Here is a 19588-nt window from a genome sequence, read left to right as displayed (position 1 = left end):
AAAATGCAAAAATTATTTTTAACTTTTTTTTATTCAGGTTCTATAAAAAAGGCAAGTGGGACTTTTGGTACTATCGCTGCTTTAATACCTGCTTTTTTTATACTTAAATATCTCGGGATTAATACTTTGTTTTTACTAAGTATTTTAATTTTTGTTGCAAGTATTCGTGTTATAGATGATTATGAAAAAAAAACAGGAATTCACGATGACAAACACATAGTTATCGATGAAGTTGCTGGGGTTTTTCTTGCTTGTGCTATTGCAGCAAGTGTTGAAAACTCGATAGTCAATTTTGTTTTGGCTTTTGTTTTATTTAGACTCTTTGACATTACAAAACCTTCTATTATTGGCAAGATAGATAAAAAAGTCAAAGGCGGACTAGGTGTAATGCTTGATGATATGCTAGCAGGATTGTTTGCTGGACTTTTAAGTGCGGTAATTTACGGATTTTTACTTAAATTTAATTTAGTTTTTTGGGATATAAATTTAAAAGATTTATTTTGAAATTTTGCTTAAATTAATTAAATTTTAAATTTTATTCTTATATAATTTAGTCTTTAATTTCAAAAAAGGAAAATATAAATGGCAAACCATAAATCTGCTGAAAAAAGAGCAAGACAAACTATTAAAAAAACAGAAAGAAATAGATTCTATAGAACAAGACTTAAAAATATAACTAAAGCCGTAAGAGAAGCTGCAGCAAATGGAGATAAAAATGCTGCTAATGAAGCTTTAAAAGTAGCCAATAAAAGCATTCATGCTATGGTAAGTCGCGGTTTCATTAAAAAACAAACTGCTTCTCGCCGTGTAAGCCGCTTAGCCCTTTTAGTAAATAAAATCGCATAATTTTCTATATAGTTTTTAATGTTAGCTAGCAAACTAGATCCTTTTTTAAAACGCTTTGAAGAGTTAAATTCTCTTCTTAGCAGCTCTGATATACTCAACGATATCAGTAAAATGACTACACTCTCTAAAGAACAAAAAAATTTAGAACCTATCGTTTTAAAAGCTAAAGAGTATTTAAAAACTTTAGACAATATAGAAGAAAATAAAGCTTTGCTAAACGATCCAGAACTTGGGGAACTTGCGAAAGAAGAACTAAAAATTTTAGAAGAATTAAAACCAAAACTTGAAGAAGAGATTAAAATTTTACTTCTTCCTAAGGATCCCAATGATGAAAGAAATATTTTTCTTGAAATTCGCGCAGGCACAGGTGGCGATGAGGCATCTTTATTTGTAGGAGATCTTGTAAAAGCTTATGCAAGATATGCTGAAAATCGCGGCTATAAACTTGAGATTGTAAGCTCTAGTGAAGGAAGTGTAGGTGGATTTAAAGAAATCATCATGCTTGTTAAAGGAACAGGGGCTTATTCAAGACTTAAATATGAAGGTGGAACGCACCGTGTTCAAAGAGTTCCTCAAACAGAATCTCAAGGACGTGTGCATACTTCTGCTATCACCGTGGCAGTAATGCCAGAAGTTGATGATATAGAAATCGAAATCAATCCAAACGATCTTAAAGTTGATGTGATGCGTTCTTCTGGACATGGTGGACAAAGTGTAAATACTACTGATTCGGCTGTTCGTATCACTCATATCCCTACAGGTATAGTTGTAGTCAATCAAGATGGAAAAAGCCAACACAAAAATAAAGAAAGTGCGATGAAAGTCCTAAAAGTAAGGCTTTATGAAATGCAAGAGAGTGAAAGACTAGCAAAAGAAAGCGAAGCAAGAAAATCACAAGTAGGAAGCGGAGATAGAAGCGAACGCATTCGCACTTACAATTTTCCACAAAATCGTATCAGCGATCATAGAATAAATCTTACTTTATATCGCTTAGATGCCATTATGCAAGATGGGCTTTTTGATGAAATCATAGAACCTTTAATCACTCATCATCAAGCCCAAGCTTTACAAGAACAAAATTTATAAGATTTTATACAAATTAATGCTTATGTGGGAATTTATGTGGATTTCCACTAGCACCTACATGTGCAACATTTCCATTTTCTATATCATAAGCTTGACCAAAACCTTTTACAAAGCGTCCTTTTTTAAATTCAAGCTTTACTAGATGAAAATCAAGCATCTTGCGTATAGTTTTAATGCCTCCTTCTCCTCCGGTTTGTTTTTCAAACTCATCATAAATTTGATCAAATCTTTCACCTCTCTCTAAAAAGCTTGCATTTACTCTATAGCGCAATCTTTTGCGAAGTATCACAGAAGCAGCTTTACTCTCATCCTCTAAAAACATTATTTCCATATTGTTTGGATTTACTTTGATGTTGTTAAAATGTTCACTTACTTCACTTATATAAATATAATTTCCCCATTGTGTGCTTACAAAAGGTGCATACGAGCAAACAACTTCTCCATTTGTATTTAAAGTTGCCAAAGCTACAGAATTAAAACTTAGCATAAATTCATTTAATTCTTTTTCTACGCCACTAAAATTTTGCTCGCTCTTTGCACTCATGCAAAGGGATATTATAGCATCTTTAATCGTGTTTTCATCGGCTTTTTTAGGAAATTCCACTCGTAAATTTTCTTTATCATTGTAAACAAGATCTAAGCCATTAAAATCAACACTTTTTAGAAAAACATCTTGTACTTGCTCAATACCACCAAATTTTTTACAAAGATCGACTAAATTTGATTTATGATGATCATTCATATGAGAAATAATGCTTTCAAAATTCATTTTTATCCTTTCTTGATTTTAAAATAAAATATTAAAAAAAATGGTATCAATTATCAAATTAAAAAGCACTTAAAATATATAAATTATCTATTTTAACAAAAATTTATACTAGATTAAGTTAATAAAGGATAAATTTATTTCTAAATTATTATGATATAAATTATCATTATTTATTTTATTTAAGGAGTAAAATTTGCACCCAAATAAAAAAGCTTTTAAATTATCTTTATTTGCATTATTGCTAATAACTAATTTAAATGCACAAGAATCAAATAAAGCTATCAATCTACAAAAAGTTGTTGTTAGTACAACAGGTTTTGAACAAGATGCGGATTCAAATTTACGCAATGTAATCAGCATAGAAGGCAAAGATCTACAAAATAAAGGTTATGTTTCCTTAGAACAAGCCTTAGAAAGAATTTCAGGCATTAGTTTTGTAAATTTTGGACTTGGACGCAATATAGATATGCGTGGACAAGGAAATAAATCCAATATAGCTGTAAAAGTTATGATCGATGGGCGTGCTATTAATGTTCTTGATAATTCCCATGGTGTAACCCCACTAGATAGTATCAATTTAGATAATGTAGAACGCATAGAAATCATACCTGGGGGTGGATCTGTGCTTTATGGAAGTGGTACTAGAGGTGGCGTGATTAATATCATTACAAAAAAACAAAAATCAGATGCTTTTGCTATAAATTTAAAAAGCAGTGCTTATGATCATGGTGGACTAGGTGGAAATTTAGGTATCAATGGTGCCAAACAAATAAATGAAAATTTAGCTTTTAGCTTTGATATACAAAGTTTTAACCTTGATGGATATCAAGAAGGTTATAATGAAAAAGGTTATTTTATCAACACAAAAACCTATATTGATATTAATGATAATAGCGATTTAACTTTGGGTTATAATTATTTTAAAAGCAAAAATACCAGCAGTGGCTATCTAACAAAAGCACAAGCTCAAAGCAATCCAACTCAAAAAGGTAAGAGTGATAATATCACACAAATCAATCGCCCTGAAATTTCTTTGGATTATCATTACTATTTTGATGATATATGGGAATTTAACCTAGAAACTTTTTGGCAAAATCAAAAGATCAATTATCTAAAAGATGAAATTTCTATGAAGGGAACTACAGCTTATCAAAATGGAAGTGGTTTTGAAGACACACTTACAGGAATAAGTTTAAAAAACAAGCTAAATTATGCAAATAATTCTTATTTTATTTTTGGTTATGAATTTACAAACCATGATGCAAAAAGAACAAGCATTATTCATTATGATGTAAATGCCGGCAAATTTCAAATGAGTCACACCATGACAACGCTTATGGATATGACTAAACAAAGCCATTCTATTTTCGCTCTTGATTCTCATGAATTTAATGATATTTTTAGTATTTCAGGTGGAGCAAGATATGAATATAGTCTTTATGACACAAATAGAAATTACACTAGCAATATGGTTATATCAAACATTCCTAAACCAAGCACTCCAGAACTTTTTTCAACCGATGATACAAGTCATAACTTCGCCTTTGAAATCACTCCAAATTTTAAATACTCAGACACAGGAAAGCTTTATATCAAATACGAAAGAGGTTTTGTCTCTCCAAGTCCAGCACAATTTGTCAACAAGGATAAAAATTCACAAAAGTATTATTCTGCAAATTTAAATCCTGAGATCTTTGATACCTTTGAACTAGGTATTGATGATTTTTGGTGGGATTTTTACGGCTTTAATCTAACTTTATTTTACACCCTAAGCAAAGATGAAATTTCTTATCTTGGAAACCCTCATTCTACTAGTGGATCTTGGTGGAAATATTATAATATAGATCAAACTCGCCGTTTAGGAGTAGAATTAAGCCTGAGTCAAAATTTTTTAGATGATGATTTAATCTTTAGAGAAAGTCTAACTTATCTTGATGCTAAAATTTCTAAAGGTGTTAATGACGGCATGAGAATTCCTTATGTTTCAAAAATCAAAGCCACAGCTGGGCTTGAATACGCTTGGAATAAAAATTTCTCAAATTTTATTGATTTAACCTATTTTTCTAGAGCAAAAGATGGTGGAACTATAGATGAAAATACAGGAAAAATGTCTAAAAATTCTTGGATAAGGGATTATTTTTTAACAGATATTGGCATGAAATATAATTATAAAAAATTACAAATTTTAGCAGGAATTCGCAATCTTTTCGATAAAAGATACTACACCTATCAAGACAGTATAAATGATCAATACCTAGTTGGAAATGGCAGAAACTACTATGTTGAATTTAAATACGCATTCTAAAATTTTAGTGATTATAGGGCTTTTGGTAGCTTATATAATCGCTTCTTTTACAGCACTTTGCTTAGGAGATGAGAATTTAAATCCAAAAGAGCTTTTTTCATATATCTTTAGCCAAGATGAAATTTTAAGACAAATCATCATAGATGGACGCTTACCACGCATTATAATGGCGATTTTAATCGGTATGCTTTTAGCTAGTAGTGGGGCTATCACTCAAAATGTATTTTCAAATCCTATAGCCGATCCTTATATCATAGGTATAGCTTCTGCGGCAACCTTTGGAGCGGTTTTGGCGTATTTGTTAAAATTGAATGATTATTATTATGGAATTTTAGGTTTTGTTTGCTCTGCCTTTTTTGCCCTAGGAGTTTTTAAAATTTCTTCTAGAACTTCTATAGCAACTTTACTCATTATCGGCATAGCAGCTTCATCTTTTTTAGGGGCTTTTACTTCTTTTTTCACTTATCTTATAGGCGAGGATTCTTTTAAAATAGTCGCTTGGCTTATGGGAAATATAGGCAATGCTTCTTGGTTTCGTGTGGGAATTTTAATCTTGCCTTTAATTTTTTGTTTGTTTTATTTTTACGCTCATAAAAACGAATTAAACATACTTTTAAGCGGAGATGATGAAGCTAGAAATCTAGGGGTAAATGCTCAAAAATTAAAGATAAATTTACTCATTGTCTCATCTTTGGCTGTATCTTTTGCGGTTGCTTTTAGCGGACTTATAGGCTTTGTTGGACTAATCATTCCTCATACCATAAGACTTTTGCTTAAAAATTATGATAATGCCTTAGTTATCCCTTTATGTACAGCATTTGGAGGATTATTTTTACTTATTTGTGATACTTTAGCAAGAACTCTTTTAGCTCCTGTGCAAATTCCGATTGGAATTTTAACTGCATTTTTTGGAGCTCCTATTTTTTTATACTTAGCTTTAAGCGCTAGGAGATTTTTATAATGCTAAAAATACATGATTTAAGCTTTGCTTATCACCAAAAAGATTTACTAAAAAACATTCATTTAGAACTTAAAAATCAGGCTTTTATAGGAATTTTAGGGCCAAATGGCTCAGGTAAAAGCACTCTTTTAAAACTTATACTTAAAAATTTAAGTCCAAATAAAGGAGAAATAAGTCTTTTTAATACAAATATCAAAGATTTCTCTCTTAAAGAATTTGCCAAAATTTGCGGCTTTGTGCCTCAAAAATCAGAATTAAACACCCCTTTAAAAGTCATCGATGTGCTTTTAATGAGCAAATATGCGAATTTAAAACACGCTTTTAGTTCTTATTCTAAAGAAGATATTTTAGAAATTAAAGAATTTGCTAAGGATTTAAGACTTGAAAAATTTCTAGAAAGAAGCATACTTTCTTTAAGTGGTGGTGAATTTCAAAGAATGCTTTTAGCAAGAGCTTTGCTTAAAAAGCCAAAAATTCTTTTTTTAGATGAACCTACTTCAGCCCTTGATTTAAACTATGCTATAGAGCTTTTAAGCCTTTGCGAAAAACTAGTTAAAGAAAAAAATATAGCCGTTGTTGCTATCTTGCATGATTTAAATTTAGCTTCTATGTTCTGCGATAAAATCCTTTTTTTAAAAGAAGGGGAAATAAAGTATTTTGGAACGAGTAAAGAGCTTTTTACTCAAGAAATTTTAAAAGAAATTTATGATTTAAACTGCGAGATTATTTATAAAAATTCTAAACCTTATATTTTAGCTTTAAAGGAGAAAAAATGAAAAAAATTTTAATTATTATGAGTTTGTTTTTAATCACACTAAATGCAAAAGAACGCCTTGTAGTGCTTGATCCTGCAAGCATAGAAACCCTTTTTATGCTTAAGGCTGAAGATCAAATCGTAGGCATTGCCACTTTACAACACTCAAATATCTATCCTAAAGATCAAACCTCAAAACTTACAAGTGTAGGCACTTTTTCAAATCCTTCACTTGAAAAAATAGTAGCACTAAAACCAAGTTTGGTGATTTTAAGCTCTTATTCTTTAAATTTAGAAGAAGGACTTAAAAATTTTGGTATCAAAAGTATCAATTTAAAAGCCGAGCGTTTAGAAGATATAACAAAAAATATCACAACCTTGGGCCAAATCACCAAAAAAGAAAAAGAAGCGGAGCTTTTAGAACAAGAATTTGCTCAAAATTTAAAAAAATTAAGCGATAAACCCTTAAATAAAAGTGCGATTTATCTTTATTCTAGCAACCCTTTAATGGCCTTTAATGATAATTCTTTAATAGCTGATATTTTAAGACTCATAGGGATTAAAAATTTAAGTCCGCAAAGTCAAATTTCAAGACCTGTTATATCAGCAGAATATATACTGAAACAAAATCCAGACATACTCATTCTTGGAATGAATGCCAAAAACAATCTTTTAGATACAAATGCTTTATTGAAAAATACCAAAGCAGTTAAAACAGGAAGTATTTATTTTAACAAAGATACACATATATTATTACGCCTTAGTCCTAAGATAATAGACAGAATTCAAGAATTTAAAACAAAACTTCAAAATAATAATTTTTAATCACCCAATCTTGCTTTAAAAAATTCGCAAGTTTGACAAAGTTTTTCTATGCGTTTATCTTCTTCAAAAGCTTTTTTCATCATCTTTATACGCGGTGATTTAAAAAGCTTATCAAAGTTATTTTCAAAAACATTTCCCAAGTTAATATCTGCTTTAGTATCCAAACAGCAAGGCACTAAACTTCCATCACTTAAAATCCCAATTTGCTCTTTTAAAGCATGGCATTTTCCTTTTTTATAAAGGGGTTCATCTTTTAAATTTGGCCATTTAAAAAGTTTATTTTGATGAAGCAAAATATGTCTTTGCAAGCGATTTTTACTTAAGTTTGTATCGATCTTAACTTCAAATTCTTTAGCTAAAAACTCATAAATTTTTAAATTTGACTTAGGTGCTTTAAAATTAGCATCTAAATTCCAAAGTCTTAGATTGATAAAAGAAAGGCTTTTTTGCTCTAAATGCTTTTTGCAAAGTTCTAAAATAGGCTTAAAATACTGTTCTAAAGAAATTTTGCTTTGACTTAAAAAAGACATTAAAGAAATATTGATTTGATGGATATTCTCATACCCTAACAATAAAGCTTGATTTTTAGAATTTAGATAAAAGCCACTTGTAGTGACTTCAAGTTTCATAGCTTCACCTTTTGCAATTTTTATATAATTTTCCAAATTAGGTAAAAGCAAAGGATCACCCAAAAGATGAAAAGTAAAAAGCTCAGCTTTATTAGAAATTTCATAAGCTAAGTTTTGAAATTTTTCTTCACTCATTACCCCGCGAATTCCTTTTCGAGAAGGACAAAAATCGCATTTTAAACCACAAATATCACTTAATTCTATATATATTTTTTTAAATTTCATTATATTTCCTAGAGTAAACATTTTACCAAAATTTATGAAATTTATTAAAATATGTAACATTTTTATCGATATTTTTATCTTTTTTATTTCTCTTCTTTATTTTTAAATATATTAAACAAAAATCACACTATACTTAAATAAAAATCTAAAATTAAGGAAGGGTTTACGCAAGAGCTTGCTCGCGCGAAAAAAATTCGCTCTATTATTGCTGCAAGTAGTGGAAATTTAGTAGAGTGGTTTGATTTTTATATCTATGCTTTTACAGCAACTTATTTTGCTCATACTTTTTCAACTTCAGATAATCCTGTTATCCAGCAAATCAATGCCTTTGGGGTTTTTGCAGCAGGATTTTTTATGCGTCCTATAGGCTCTTGGCTTTTTGGCTCTTTAGCTGATAAAGTAGGTCGTAAGAAATCTATGGTTATATCAGTGGTTTTAATGGCTTTGGGCTCTTTTATGATAGCAGCCTTGCCAAGCAAAGATACAGTGGGCGATCTTGCTATTATCTTACTTTTAGTAGCAAGACTCATTCAAGGCCTTAGTGTAGGTGGGGAATATGGCATAGCAGCTACTTATCTTTCAGAACTTGCTACAGAAGGAAAACGCGGTTTTTACTCATCTTTTCAGTATGTAACCCTAATAGGTGGTCAACTTTTGGCCGTTGCAAGCATTAGCATAATGTTTTTATTTTTTAGCATTGATGATATGAAAGATTATGCTTGGAGAATACTTTTTGTAATAGGCGGAATTTTAGCACTAGGCTCGCTTTTTGTAAGAAAAATGATGAATGAAAGTGCTACAAAACTTCACCAGCATGAAGATCGTGGTACTTTAAAAGCATTATGCAAATCTTGGAAACCTTTTTTAATGGTGCTTGGGGTTACTTCTGGAGGTTCTTTAGCTTTTTATACTATTACAACTTATACTAAAACTTTTATGGAAAATACGGGTATGGATAAAATGCTTGTTAATAATCTTTTCTTAGGTGCTTTATTTATACTAATGATCATTCAACCTCTTTTTGGATATATAGGAGATAAAATAGGTCACAAACGATCTTTAATTGTATTTTATATTTTGGCATTGGTAGGAATTTATCCTATTTTTTCACTTATAGCCAATAACACACAAAATAATCCTTCTTTGACATTTATGTTGGTGGTATTATTGTTTGTTGTTTTAAGTTTTTATACTTCAGTTGCAGGGATTTTTAAAGCAAAACTTTTTCCTGAGCATGTAAGAGCTTTAGGGACAGGTTTAGGTTATGCTATTTCAAATGCTGTTTTTGGAGGATCTGCTCCTTGGGTTGCTTTACAATTTAAAAATGCAGGTATAGAAAATGGCTTTTTTATCTATATAGCTATTTTTACAATCATCATGCTTATAGCTACTTTATGTTTGCCTAAAAAATCAGAGCTTAATTAATTTTAATGCTTTTAAAGAAAGTGCCGAAAGTGCGGTACTTTCTAACTCTTTTAAGGTTTTAAATTCATAATTTTTATTTTCATTGTTTAAAATTTGATGATAAACCTTGATATTAAGTTTATACTTAGTATAGCCGTGCTTAAACTCCCCTACAAAACCCATATCTTTAGAAAGTTTATACTCTCCTTCTTTAAAAAAAGGAAAATTATACATACCCTTATAAAGCTTATCTTGGCTTTGCCCTATGGCAAATTTTTTATTAAATTCAAACAAAAAAAGATTTAAATTTACACTCTCATAAAGTATTTTTTTAGCTCTTGGATAAAGCTCTGTATGAAATTTGCCTTGGCAAAAATCATACAAAGGACAAATCCCACACTTTGCATTTTTACTCACACAAACCAAAGCCCCTATATCAAGCAAGGCTTGGTTATGATCAAAAGCATGATTTAAATTTAAAAGCTCTTTAGCTCTTTTTTCAAGTTCTTTCATACTAGGATTTTCCAAAGTAAAAAGACGAGAAAGCACACGGCGTATATTACCATCAACAAAAGAAACCTTTTGATCATAACCAAAACAAGCTATAGCGCCTGCTGTATAAGCTCCTATACCGCTTAATTTTTTTAGATCCTCAACTTCTTTGGGTAATTTAGCCCCAAACTTATCCACACATTCTAAAGCTGCCTTTTTTAAATTTCTAGCACGAGTATAGTAACCAAGCCCTTGCCAAGCCTTTAAAAGCTCATCTTCATTAGCATTAGCCAAACTTTCTAAAGTAGGAAATTTTTGCAAAAAGGGGAAATAAAACCTTTCTAAAACTGATTTAACTTGAGTTTGCTGAAGCATAATTTCGCTGATATAAACCCCATAGGCTCTATCAATATGCTTTAAACTTTCATCACAATTTTGACTTTGTAAATTACGCCAAGGTAGAGTTTTGCGTCCATTTTTTTCATACCAAAGAAGTAAATTTTCTTGTAGTTTTTCAAGCTCTTTTTTTTGCATAAATGAGAGTATAACAAAAAATTTTAAAATTTTTTGTTAAAATTAGCTCAAATTAAATTATTAAGGATATCCATGTTAGCTTTTTTTAAAGGTTTAGGTATAGGTTTTTTATGTTTATTACTTTTTGTTGCAGGAGTAGTTTTTAATGTAGAATTTTTAGGCAAAAAAGACTCTAATCATGATTTATATTTTTCAAGAAATATAGAAGTAAGCAATACACTAAAACCCGATATTTTATATGCAAATATTAATTTTTGGGCAAATGAAAATTTAAGCTCAAAAATCACATTAGACGATAGTGAAAAAGCCGAAATCACAAATACTTTCAATCAAATTTTAGAACGCTCAAAAAAAGAAAATTTTTGTAGCGGAGGAAGTTTTTCTTTAGAACCTAATTTTTCCTATAAAGATGGTATACAAACTCCAAAAGGTCAAAGATTTGATGCGAATTTAGAATGTGAATTTAAAGAAAACCAACTTGCAGATTTTAACAAGCTTTTAAATGACATCAATTCTATCATAGCTAAAAATAATTTCATCAGCGTTTCAACACCAGCCATACAAACAAAATTTTCAAAAGATACACTAAACAACAACAAAGAAAATCTCTACAAAGAGCTTTTAAAAACATCATACGAATATGAAAAAACTTACTCTTTAGATCTTAATAAAACTTGTGTATTGAAAAATTTACAAGTAAATGCCAATGCCAATATCGCACCTAGAATGCTAAATGCAAAATCTGATAATATAGAACTTTCATCTCCAATTATCGGCGAAAAAGAACAAATTTTAAGTGCAAAAGCTTTATTTATTTGCAAATAACTTAAGGCAAAATAAACTCCTTTTAAGTTTATTTTGCTATACTTTTATCTTCAATTCTTTCAGAAATTTATGCGGGAATAGCTCAGGGGTAGAGCACAACCTTGCCAAGGTTGGGGTCGCGAGTTCGAATCTCGTTTCCCGCTCCATAATCACCCGCCCGGGTGGTGGAATTGGTAGACACAAGGGACTTAAAATCCCTCGGAATTTTTCTTCCGTGCCGGTTCAAGTCCGGCCTCGGGCACCACTTTTTCAACATTATCAGGGCGACATAGCCAAGCGGTAAGGCATGGGCCTGCAAAGCCTTGATCTCCGGTTCGAATCCGGATGTCGCCTCCAAAAAGGCAAAACTTTACTTTATCGGGAGATGGCTGAGTGGTCGAAAGCGGCGGTCTTGAAAACCGTTGAGGGTCACACCTCCAGGGGTTCGAATCCCTTTCTCCCGGCCACCAAAACTTTCTAGTTTATCAAGCTTATGTCATTCCTAAAATTATAAAGGATGCTACAGATGAAAAATAATTTCGGTCTTACTATTTTTGTTATATCCTAAAAAACTTAGAAAAACTATGGTTAATATAACTAAAAATAAGAAATACAAATGGAAAATTTAGAATTTATTATCTTAAAACAAAAATATAAAATTTTAAAAATATGTCAAATTTTAAAATACAAGGTAGCCAAATGAAAGAATTTTATATGAATTTAGCTTTAAATGAGGCTTGGAAATATCAGTTTTTAACCTATCCGAATCCGGCTGTAGGCTGTGTAATCTTAGATAAAAATGAAAAAATTTTAGCCATAAAAGCTCATGAAAAAGCTGGATTGGCTCATGCAGAACTTAATGCCATAGCTCATGCTTTTAAAAGTTTAAGACCTGAAATTTCATTGCCTAAAGAAGCAAACGCTTTACATGAGTTTATTTGCAAAAACCATCAAGGTGTATTTAAAGATAGTATAGCTTTTGTAACACTTGAACCTTGCTCTCATCAAGGAAAAACGCCTCCTTGCGCAAAACTCTTTAGCGAGCTAGGTTTTAAAAAAATTTTCATCAGCGTTAAAGATGAAAATAAAATCGCAAGTGGTGGGGCTGAATTTTTAAAAAAACAAGGCATAGAGGTTGAATTTGACATACTTAAAGAAGAAGGAAAAAAACTTTTAAAACCTTTTTTAAAATGGCAAAAAGGGCAATTTAAACTTTTTAAATTAGCCCTTTCTATGAATGGCTCGCCTCTTGGCAAAATCGTAAGCAATGATCTAAGTCGCACTTATACACATAAAATTAGAGCGGTGATTGATTTGCTTGTAGTCGGTGGAGAAACCATAAGAAAAGATCACCCTATACTAGATGCTAGGCTTTGCAAAGCAAAAGCGCCTAATCTTTGTATCTTAAGCCGTCAAAATATAGATAATTTTGATAAAAATATCCCTTTATTTAAAGTTCCAAACCGCCAAATTTATACCCAAATTCCAAGTGAAGCTAAATTTTTAATGTATGAGGGTGGAGAAAATTTTCTCAAAATCTTTAAAGATGAAATAGATATGTTTTTGATTTTCCAAAGTTCAAGTTTAAATGATGAAAAAAATGTTACAATACCTTTAAATTTCAAGCCACTTTATAGGAATTTTTTAGGGAGCGATACTTATGGCATTTATGAACTTTAGTGGATTTTTTTATGCGAGAAATGATTTAAGATTATTTAAAATAGAAAAGAAAAATGAATTAAAATCCTTTTTTTACAAAGACTACACCTTATCAAGCTATAAAGATGCTTTAAATTTAAACAATGAAATCTTTTTTTATCAAAGTTTAAAAGAAGGCTTATTTAAAGAAAATGATGAAATTTTAGTTTCAAATTTGGGTAAAAAGATCATACTTTTTAGAAATTTCACTCAAAATTGCGATAATTTTAATGAAGCAAAATTAAAACAAATATTGCTTTTATTTTTTTTATTATTAGCGAGTGTATTTTTTGCAAGTTTGGCTATGATTAATGAATTTGGAGCCATAGATCTTGTTTTTTTAATGATTTGCTTATTGCTTTTAGTGATGGGAGTAATTAATCTTGGCTTGCTTTTTAAGCAAATTCGTATTCTTAAAAGTTTTTCCAAAGAAGAAATGAAAGAATTTTTAAGTCAAAGAATGAAAAAATACACTAAAGTGTAAAAACACTTTAGCATACTGTTTTTAAATTTGTAGCAAGACCACCTAAAGAAGTTTCTTTGTATTTATAATTCATATCTTTTCCTGTTTCATACATGGTTTCTATAACCTCATCAAGGCTTACCATAGGAGTAGATTTACGTGTCATTGCCATTCTAGCAGCACTTATAGCCTTAATAGCTCCAAAGGCATTTCTTTCTATGCAAGGAATTTGCACAAGCCCTGCAACTGGATCGCAAGTTAAACCTAGATGATGTTCCATTGCCATTTCAGCAGCGTTGCATGCTTTAAAAGCATTAGCCCCTAAAACTGTTGCCATAGCCGCAGCTGCCATCGAACTAGCACTACCAATTTCTGCTTGACAGCCTGCTTCTGCTCCGCTAATACTTGCATTTTTCTTATAAAAAGAACCTATAAGCATTGCTGTTAATAAAAACTCTATAGCCTTTTCATCGCTAAAACCTATAGTATGATTTTTAAGATAAAGCATAACAGCAGGGATAACAGCACATGCTCCATTTGTTGGCGCGGTTACAACTTTTGCTCCGCTAGCATTTTCTTCAGCAATCGCAATAGCATATAAAGAAATAAAATCTATAATGCCCATAGGATCAGCTGTCATCGCCACTCTTTCTTTAAGTCCTTTGGCTCTACGCTTTAAATGAAGTTTTCCAGGCAAATAATCTTCATTTGGATGCGTACCATTATAATACACTTCTTGCATTACTTCCCAAATTTCAAGACAATAAGCACGAATTTCCTCTTTAGTGTGAAATTGCAATTCATAACGATAAGAAAGCTCTGCTAAATCCCAATCTCTTTTATCGCAAAGCTCTAAAGCTTCTTTTGCATTGTTAAGCTCTATATCTAGTTTTTTCTTTTTATTTTGGTTGGAATTTTTACCTTTTTTTTCTAATTGTGCAGCTGTTAAAACAAAGCCTCCACCTACAGAATAATAAGTTTCTTCATCAACTAACCCACCTTTACAATCATAAGCTTTAATCTTCATACCATTCTCATGTAAAGGTAAAAAATCTTTGGAAAATATCAAATCTTTTTCATAATTAAAACAAAGTTTTTTCTCACCACAAAAATCAATTTGAGCATTTTCAATAGCATTTTTATTTACTTCATCTTGTATTGCTGCGCTTAAATTTTTAGCTTCTAGGCCATTTAACCCCCAAATTACAGCCTTATCACTCAAGTGTCCTTTACCTGTTAATGACAAAGAACCATAAAGAGTAACCTCAACTCTATCAATTTCATCAAGCTTTTTAGCAACTTTTTTACAAAATAAATTTCCGGCAAGCATAGGCCCTAAAGTATGAGAAGAAGAAGGACCGACACCTATTTTAAAAATGCTTAAATTACTCATTTTTTATCCTTAATTTATAAAAGATTGTGAATTGCAGCAGAAATTGCAACTATTCCCATTACCAAAATAAAAAGATCTAAAAATTTATTACGAAATCTTGCCAAAATATCAAAACGATAAATACAATAAAGCGGCATCAAGAAAAGCAAAATAGCCAAAACAGGACCACCAATAGCCTCAATAATTCCTATAACACTTGGATTTTTATACGCAACAAGCCAAGCGATAACAAAGGTAATGATCGCTGTTAAAGTTTGAGCGAATTTACCTTGAATTTTACCATTACTTGCTTTATATAAAATACCGTTTAAGCCTTCTTGAGAACCAAGATAATGTCCTAAGAAACTTTTACTAATGGCCACAAGTGCAACAATAGGCCCAACATAAGTCAGCAAAGAAACTTCAGGAAATTTATTTGCTATAAAGGTAAGAATATTGATATTTTGATCTTTTGCTGATGCAAAATCTTCTGGTGTAAAAGTTAAAGCGCAAGAAAAAACAAAAAACATTACAACAAAAACCATAAGAATAATTGCCAAAGAAATAATTTTTCTAGCGCGAGGTTCAGCATAATCACCATATTCTTTTTTACAATAACAAGCAAGTGAAGAAATAATAGGAGAGTGATTAAAACTAAATACCATCACAGGAATAACAAGCCATAAAGTAACCCAAAAATTACTTGTTGAAATTACGGAAAAATCAACATTTGTAAATAATGATGAATTCCATTGTGGAATTAAAAGCAATGAAAAAATAAATAAAAATATAATAAAAGGAAAAACAAGAAAACTCATTGCTTTTGTTACAACATTTTCACCAAGAATAGAAATCAAAACCAAAACTCCAACAATCAAAAAACTCACCCACCAACGAGCAGCATGAGTAAGATCTGCATTGAAATTAAACTGATTGATTAAGAACTCAAGCAAAGTTGTTGTAAGATTAGCACTATAAACCAATAAAATAGGTAAAATAGCAAAAAAATACAAAAGTGTAATTAAAAATCCACCGCCCTTGCCAAAATAACTTTCTGCAACAAAAGTAATATCATCTTTTGGATTAGAACTTGAAAGCACAAAGCGACATAAATTTCTATGAGCTAAGTAAGTCATAGGAAAAGCTAAAACAAGTATAACTAACAAAGGTATCAATCCACCAAGCCCAGCACTAATAGGTAACAAAAGTACACCGGCTCCAATAGCTGTTCCAAAAAGAGATAAAACCCACCTTGTATCGTGACTAGTCCATTTAGGAGTATTCATTATTCTTCCTTAAATTTAAGATTACATCTCTTTTATTTTAGCAAAATATTTATAAATAATTGTTTTTTAAAAAAAATATTTTAAATCTTATGTAACATTTTGTAAATTTAATTTTATAAAAAAACAATCACTTGTATCAATAAAGTATTATTTTAAAACTAAATATATTTTGGGTTTTGCAATCAAAAAAGAAAAAATTTGGAAGACTATGCTTCCAAATTTTTGCATCAAATTTTCTAAGGGAGTTAAATTTTCAAAAATTAATCTAATTTTTGACCTAGGACATTTCCTTGCATATCCGTATAAACTTTCATGTTATTATTAAACTTAAATTTATAACCATTAATTTCTTTATCTATTTCAAGAATTTGAGCATTTGGTTGAGTTGCGCTTACTTTTTTCATAACACTAGGTAAAATAGTATGTGGTAAAGCCTTATATTTTCCATCAACTTCTTTCCAATCTCCATTGATCATAAAATCAATTTCAGTTCCATCATTTAAAATTACATCATAAGAATCTATATCTTTTTTCACCAAACCAATTTGAGCGGTTTTAAAATTTTTAGAAATAAATTCTTTGGCATTATTTGGAAGTTCGCTAGCAGGAACAACCATATCTTTAGCTAAAAGCACTGTAGCACCCAACAAAGCAAGTAAAGTTAATTTTGCTTTCATAGTTTCTCCTTTTTTGTCTTGGTTGGCGAAAGTTTAACTCAAAACTGTGAAGTGAATGTGAAACTTAAAAAATAATTTTCAAGCTTTCGTTCTCAACACTTATACCTTGACTTTTTATAAATTTTATTTCTTTTCCATCTTCAAATTTTAAAATATCTTTATCTTTTAGATTAATATCATAAGTTAAAATATGTAAAACAATATCATAAATACAAAAGAAAAGTTCTTTTTCTTCTATGTTTAAATCACAAACTTCAAGTTCTAATTTATCAAAATTTCTAAGCCCATAAGTATAAGCATTAACTCCATTTTCACTAGGATAAACACTAACATATATCCAATTATATACCGGTAAGCGATTATCATCTAACATTTTTGCATTTTCTATATAAAAACTGGGCTCTAGAACAACTGCACCTGTATAAAAACCTAAAGCATGTTTATTATCCAAACATAAAGCTGCAATTTTCGTAAACATTTTAGCTTGTTCTAATTTGCTTTGATCTTGACTTAGCACCGCTATAAGAAGGTGAGCTTTATGTTTTTTAGTTTGCTCTAAGGCATCTTTCCATATAAAATTAAAATTTGCATAGTATTCTGCTTCGTGATTAGGTATAGGATTTTTAATCAAATTTAGAGTAACCAACATATTTTCATGTGAAAAAATCACTCCCTCTTTGGTAAAATTTTCATCAGCTATTTTTATATTAAATTTATCTTCTAAAATGCTTTTTAACTCCGAAAAATTAAAATCAACTTCATCAAGAAGAACAAAAGAGGTAAAATTGTGATTTAAATCTATAGTCATATTAAACCCTATTAAATTTTTATAAATTATAACCTAATAAAAATAAAAACTATAAACAAGAATTTCTTAAAAATTATGATAATTGATATTAATTATAAATTTATTTTTTATATAGTATAATCTTTTAAAATTTAGTAAGTATATTTTTGGAGAAAAATGTGGCATTTCTAAAAGATTACATCGATTTAATTATCTTTTTAATTCTAGGAATTATGGCATTTATAGCTTTTTGGTGTGTTGTAGAAAGAATGCTATTTTTTAGAAAAATTAACTTTAAAAATTATGAGAATCAAGAGCAATTTGATGATGCGATTAGTGAAAATTTAACCACTATATATATCATCTATTCCAATGCCCCTTATATAGGACTTTTAGGCACTGTAATAGGCATCATGGTTACATTTTACGAAATGGGCTTAACGGGCAATATAGATGTCAAATCTATAGTTGTGGGACTTTCTTTAGCTCTTAAAGCTACAGCCTTAGGACTTTTGGTTGCTATTCCTGCTTTAATGGCTTATAATACCTTACTTAGAAAAGTTTCCCTCTTAAGTAATGCTTATAAGGCAAATAAAAATGCTTAAACTACCAAAAAATGAAGGTTTAAATATAGTTCCATTTATAGACATTATGCTTGTTTTGCTTGCTATAGTACTTAGTATTTCAACCTTTATTGCGCATGGAAAAATTCAAATCTCACTTCCTTCAAGTGAAAATGCTACCAATATAAGCAATAATGAAAAAAAACTTCTTATAACCATAGACGAAAAAAATACTTTTTATTTAAATGATAAATTAGCTGATTTAAATGAAGTTCAAAATGCTATTTTTTCACTTGATAAAAAAACCATAGTAGAACTAAAAAGCGATAAAAATGCTAAATTTGAAAGCTTTGTAAAAATTATAGATTTTTTAAAAGCCAAAGAACATGAAAATTTTCAAATTCTTACTGAGAAAAACAAATGAAAACTTTATTTTTAAATCATAAATACCAAGCTTCTTATATAACTTTTATAGTCTTTATACCTTTGCTTTTTGTCATTTTTCACTCAAATGACTTTTTTAAAATGGAAATTAAAAATGAAGATTCTTTTTCTTTAGCAATAAAACAGTTTACCCAAACTAATCCAACAAATGAGACTAAACCAACAGAATCCATTATAGAACCTATCAAACCAAAACCTCAGCCAAAAGTTATTAAAAAAACTCCTGAAAAAATGCAAAAAAAGATAAAAAAAACACCTTCACATCCAATACCAAATAAAATCCCAATAGCACCAACTCAAGAAGTTAAAACTTTTACAAAAACAACTGATACAAATGTCAAACCTAAAATCACCCAATTAACACAAGGAAAAGATAATCACCCTGTATTAAAAGAAATCCAAAAAGCTATACAACAAGCACAATTTTATCCAAGGCAAGCAAAAAAAATGCGTATGCAAGGAACTGTAAAAGTAGAATTTTTATGGAAAGAAAATAAAACTTTAACAGATTTAAAAATCATAGAAAGCTCAGGATATGATTTGTTAGATAAAAGTGCTTTAGAAAGCATAAAAAAAGCTTCTTTAAATTTTCCACACTATAACGGGGATTTAAGAATTACACTACCTATTATATATGATTTTAAAATCTTAAGAGGGTAAAATT

Annotated in this window: 21 protein-coding genes and 4 tRNA genes; 18 read left to right on the top strand and 7 right to left on the bottom strand. The window is 30.1% G+C overall.

The features are described 5' to 3' along the window. Nucleotides 1-3 precede the first annotated feature (3 nt). The 3 genes from AJ884_RS09290 to prfA all read left to right on the top strand — a co-directional run bounded on the left by AJ884_RS09290 (nucleotide 4) and on the right by prfA (nucleotide 1932). On the top strand, nucleotides 4-504 hold the full coding sequence (locus tag AJ884_RS09290) for a phosphatidylglycerophosphatase A (RefSeq protein WP_002862253.1): 501 nt from the start codon (nucleotides 4-6) through the stop codon (nucleotides 502-504). A 78-nt stretch (nucleotides 505-582) separates the two neighbouring features. Then, entirely contained in the window at nucleotides 583-846 is a 264-nt protein-coding gene (gene rpsT, locus AJ884_RS09285; RefSeq protein WP_002856547.1) for a 30S ribosomal protein S20, read from the top strand. Between the two features lie 18 nt (nucleotides 847-864). Continuing rightward, entirely contained in the window at nucleotides 865-1932 is a 1068-nt protein-coding gene (gene prfA, locus AJ884_RS09280; protein ID WP_070286651.1) for a peptide chain release factor 1, read from the top strand. A 13-nt stretch (nucleotides 1933-1945) separates the two neighbouring features. On the opposite strand, the gene AJ884_RS09275 is transcribed toward prfA, so the two are convergent. After that, nucleotides 1946-2701 (bottom strand): HugZ family heme oxygenase, encoded by a 756-nt coding sequence (locus tag AJ884_RS09275; RefSeq protein ID WP_070286650.1) that lies wholly within the window; start codon nucleotides 2699-2701, stop codon nucleotides 1946-1948. A gap of 193 nt (nucleotides 2702-2894) precedes the next feature. Here AJ884_RS09275 and AJ884_RS09270 point away from each other — a divergent pair, with 193 nt between their 5' ends. From AJ884_RS09270 to AJ884_RS09255, 4 genes are read left to right on the top strand one after another with little or no spacing between them, the layout of a single operon-like run. Continuing rightward, nucleotides 2895-5006 carry a TonB-dependent receptor gene (locus AJ884_RS09270; protein ID WP_070286649.1) on the top strand — a complete coding sequence of 704 codons (2112 nt, stop codon included), beginning with the start codon at nucleotides 2895-2897 and terminating at the stop codon, nucleotides 5004-5006. Further along, entirely contained in the window at nucleotides 4981-5967 is a 987-nt protein-coding gene (locus AJ884_RS09265; protein ID WP_070284871.1) for a FecCD family ABC transporter permease, read from the top strand. The genes AJ884_RS09270 and AJ884_RS09265 overlap by 26 nt, the downstream gene beginning before the upstream one ends. Further along, the gene (locus AJ884_RS09260; RefSeq protein WP_070284869.1) at nucleotides 5967-6743 is read left to right on the top strand and encodes an ABC transporter ATP-binding protein; all 777 of its coding nucleotides are present in this window, start codon (nucleotides 5967-5969) and stop codon (nucleotides 6741-6743) included. The genes AJ884_RS09265 and AJ884_RS09260 overlap by 1 nt, the downstream gene beginning before the upstream one ends. Next, nucleotides 6740-7546, top strand: coding sequence for an ABC transporter substrate-binding protein (locus AJ884_RS09255; protein WP_070284867.1), 807 nt, complete (start codon nucleotides 6740-6742; stop codon nucleotides 7544-7546). Before AJ884_RS09260 ends, AJ884_RS09255 begins: the two co-directional genes overlap by 4 nt. Here AJ884_RS09255 and AJ884_RS09250 read toward each other — a convergent pair. Beyond that, complete coding sequence (locus AJ884_RS09250) at nucleotides 7543-8400, bottom strand: radical SAM/SPASM domain-containing protein (protein WP_070286648.1); 858 nt, start codon at nucleotides 8398-8400, stop codon at nucleotides 7543-7545. The genes AJ884_RS09255 and AJ884_RS09250 overlap by 4 nt on opposite strands. A 150-nt stretch (nucleotides 8401-8550) precedes the next feature. Here AJ884_RS09250 and AJ884_RS09245 point away from each other — a divergent pair, with 150 nt between their 5' ends. Next, nucleotides 8551-9825, top strand: a complete 1275-nt coding sequence (locus tag AJ884_RS09245; RefSeq protein ID WP_070286647.1) for an MFS transporter — start codon at nucleotides 8551-8553, stop codon at nucleotides 9823-9825. Here the strand turns inward: AJ884_RS09245 and mutY are convergent. Then, the gene (mutY, locus tag AJ884_RS09240) at nucleotides 9811-10830 is read right to left on the bottom strand and encodes an A/G-specific adenine glycosylase (RefSeq protein ID WP_070286646.1); all 1020 of its coding nucleotides are present in this window, start codon (nucleotides 10828-10830) and stop codon (nucleotides 9811-9813) included. The genes AJ884_RS09245 and mutY overlap by 15 nt on opposite strands. A 72-nt stretch (nucleotides 10831-10902) precedes the next feature. On the opposite strand from mutY, the gene AJ884_RS09235 reads away from it, so the two are divergent. The 7 genes from AJ884_RS09235 to AJ884_RS09205 all read left to right on the top strand — a co-directional run bounded on the left by AJ884_RS09235 (nucleotide 10903) and on the right by AJ884_RS09205 (nucleotide 13816). Continuing rightward, nucleotides 10903-11655, top strand: a complete 753-nt coding sequence (locus tag AJ884_RS09235) for a hypothetical protein (protein ID WP_070277971.1) — start codon at nucleotides 10903-10905, stop codon at nucleotides 11653-11655. 71 nt (nucleotides 11656-11726) lie between these two features. Beyond that, a tRNA-Gly gene (locus AJ884_RS09230) sits at nucleotides 11727-11801 on the top strand. Nucleotides 11802-11810: 9 nt separating this feature from the next. Continuing rightward, a tRNA-Leu gene (locus AJ884_RS09225) sits at nucleotides 11811-11899 on the top strand. Nucleotides 11900-11917: 18 nt separating this feature from the next. Then, nucleotides 11918-11991: transfer RNA gene (locus AJ884_RS09220), tRNA-Cys, on the top strand. Nucleotides 11992-12013: 22 nt separating this feature from the next. Continuing rightward, nucleotides 12014-12101 (top strand) — tRNA-Ser (locus AJ884_RS09215). 202 nt (nucleotides 12102-12303) lie between these two features. Next, on the top strand, nucleotides 12304-13314 hold the full coding sequence (ribD, locus tag AJ884_RS09210; protein ID WP_074470060.1) for a bifunctional diaminohydroxyphosphoribosylaminopyrimidine deaminase/5-amino-6-(5-phosphoribosylamino)uracil reductase RibD: 1011 nt from the start codon (nucleotides 12304-12306) through the stop codon (nucleotides 13312-13314). After that, nucleotides 13295-13816: a hypothetical protein gene (locus tag AJ884_RS09205; RefSeq protein WP_002862267.1), complete on the top strand. Its 522-nt coding sequence runs from the start codon at nucleotides 13295-13297 to the stop codon at nucleotides 13814-13816. Before ribD ends, AJ884_RS09205 begins: the two co-directional genes overlap by 20 nt. A gap of 7 nt (nucleotides 13817-13823) precedes the next feature. Here the strand turns inward: AJ884_RS09205 and AJ884_RS09200 are convergent, their stop codons facing one another. The 4 genes from AJ884_RS09200 to AJ884_RS09185 form a co-directional block, all read right to left on the bottom strand. Further along, entirely contained in the window at nucleotides 13824-15188 is a 1365-nt protein-coding gene (locus AJ884_RS09200) for an L-serine ammonia-lyase (protein WP_002855898.1), read from the bottom strand. A gap of 14 nt (nucleotides 15189-15202) precedes the next feature. Next, nucleotides 15203-16453, bottom strand: a complete 1251-nt coding sequence (locus tag AJ884_RS09195) for an aromatic amino acid transport family protein (protein ID WP_002862268.1) — start codon at nucleotides 16451-16453, stop codon at nucleotides 15203-15205. Nucleotides 16454-16713: 260 nt separating this feature from the next. Next, a complete protein-coding gene (locus AJ884_RS09190) occupies nucleotides 16714-17130 on the bottom strand; it encodes a PepSY-like domain-containing protein (protein WP_002856602.1) in 417 nt (138 codons plus the stop codon). Nucleotides 17131-17194: 64 nt separating this feature from the next. Next, a complete protein-coding gene (locus AJ884_RS09185; RefSeq protein WP_002881746.1) occupies nucleotides 17195-17938 on the bottom strand; it encodes a DUF4261 domain-containing protein in 744 nt (247 codons plus the stop codon). A gap of 158 nt (nucleotides 17939-18096) precedes the next feature. On the opposite strand from AJ884_RS09185, the gene exbB reads away from it, so the two are divergent. From exbB to AJ884_RS09170, 3 genes are read left to right on the top strand one after another with little or no spacing between them, the layout of a single operon-like run. Next, nucleotides 18097-18522 (top strand): TonB-system energizer ExbB, encoded by a 426-nt coding sequence (exbB, locus tag AJ884_RS09180; RefSeq protein WP_002862270.1) that lies wholly within the window; start codon nucleotides 18097-18099, stop codon nucleotides 18520-18522. Further along, on the top strand, nucleotides 18515-18904 hold the full coding sequence (exbD, locus tag AJ884_RS09175) for a TonB system transport protein ExbD (protein ID WP_002851470.1): 390 nt from the start codon (nucleotides 18515-18517) through the stop codon (nucleotides 18902-18904). Before exbB ends, exbD begins: the two co-directional genes overlap by 8 nt. After that, nucleotides 18901-19584, top strand: coding sequence for an energy transducer TonB (locus AJ884_RS09170; RefSeq protein ID WP_002862271.1), 684 nt, complete (start codon nucleotides 18901-18903; stop codon nucleotides 19582-19584). The genes exbD and AJ884_RS09170 overlap by 4 nt, the downstream gene beginning before the upstream one ends. Nucleotides 19585-19588: the final 4 nt, after the last annotated feature.

It is taken from the genome of Campylobacter sp. BCW_6463, assembly GCF_001762785.1.
GTDB classification, from domain to species: Bacteria; Campylobacterota; Campylobacteria; order Campylobacterales; family Campylobacteraceae; genus Campylobacter_D; species Campylobacter_D jejuni.
The sequence above is the reverse complement of the archived record's forward strand: the minus strand, read 5'-3'. Positions and strand labels throughout refer to the sequence as shown.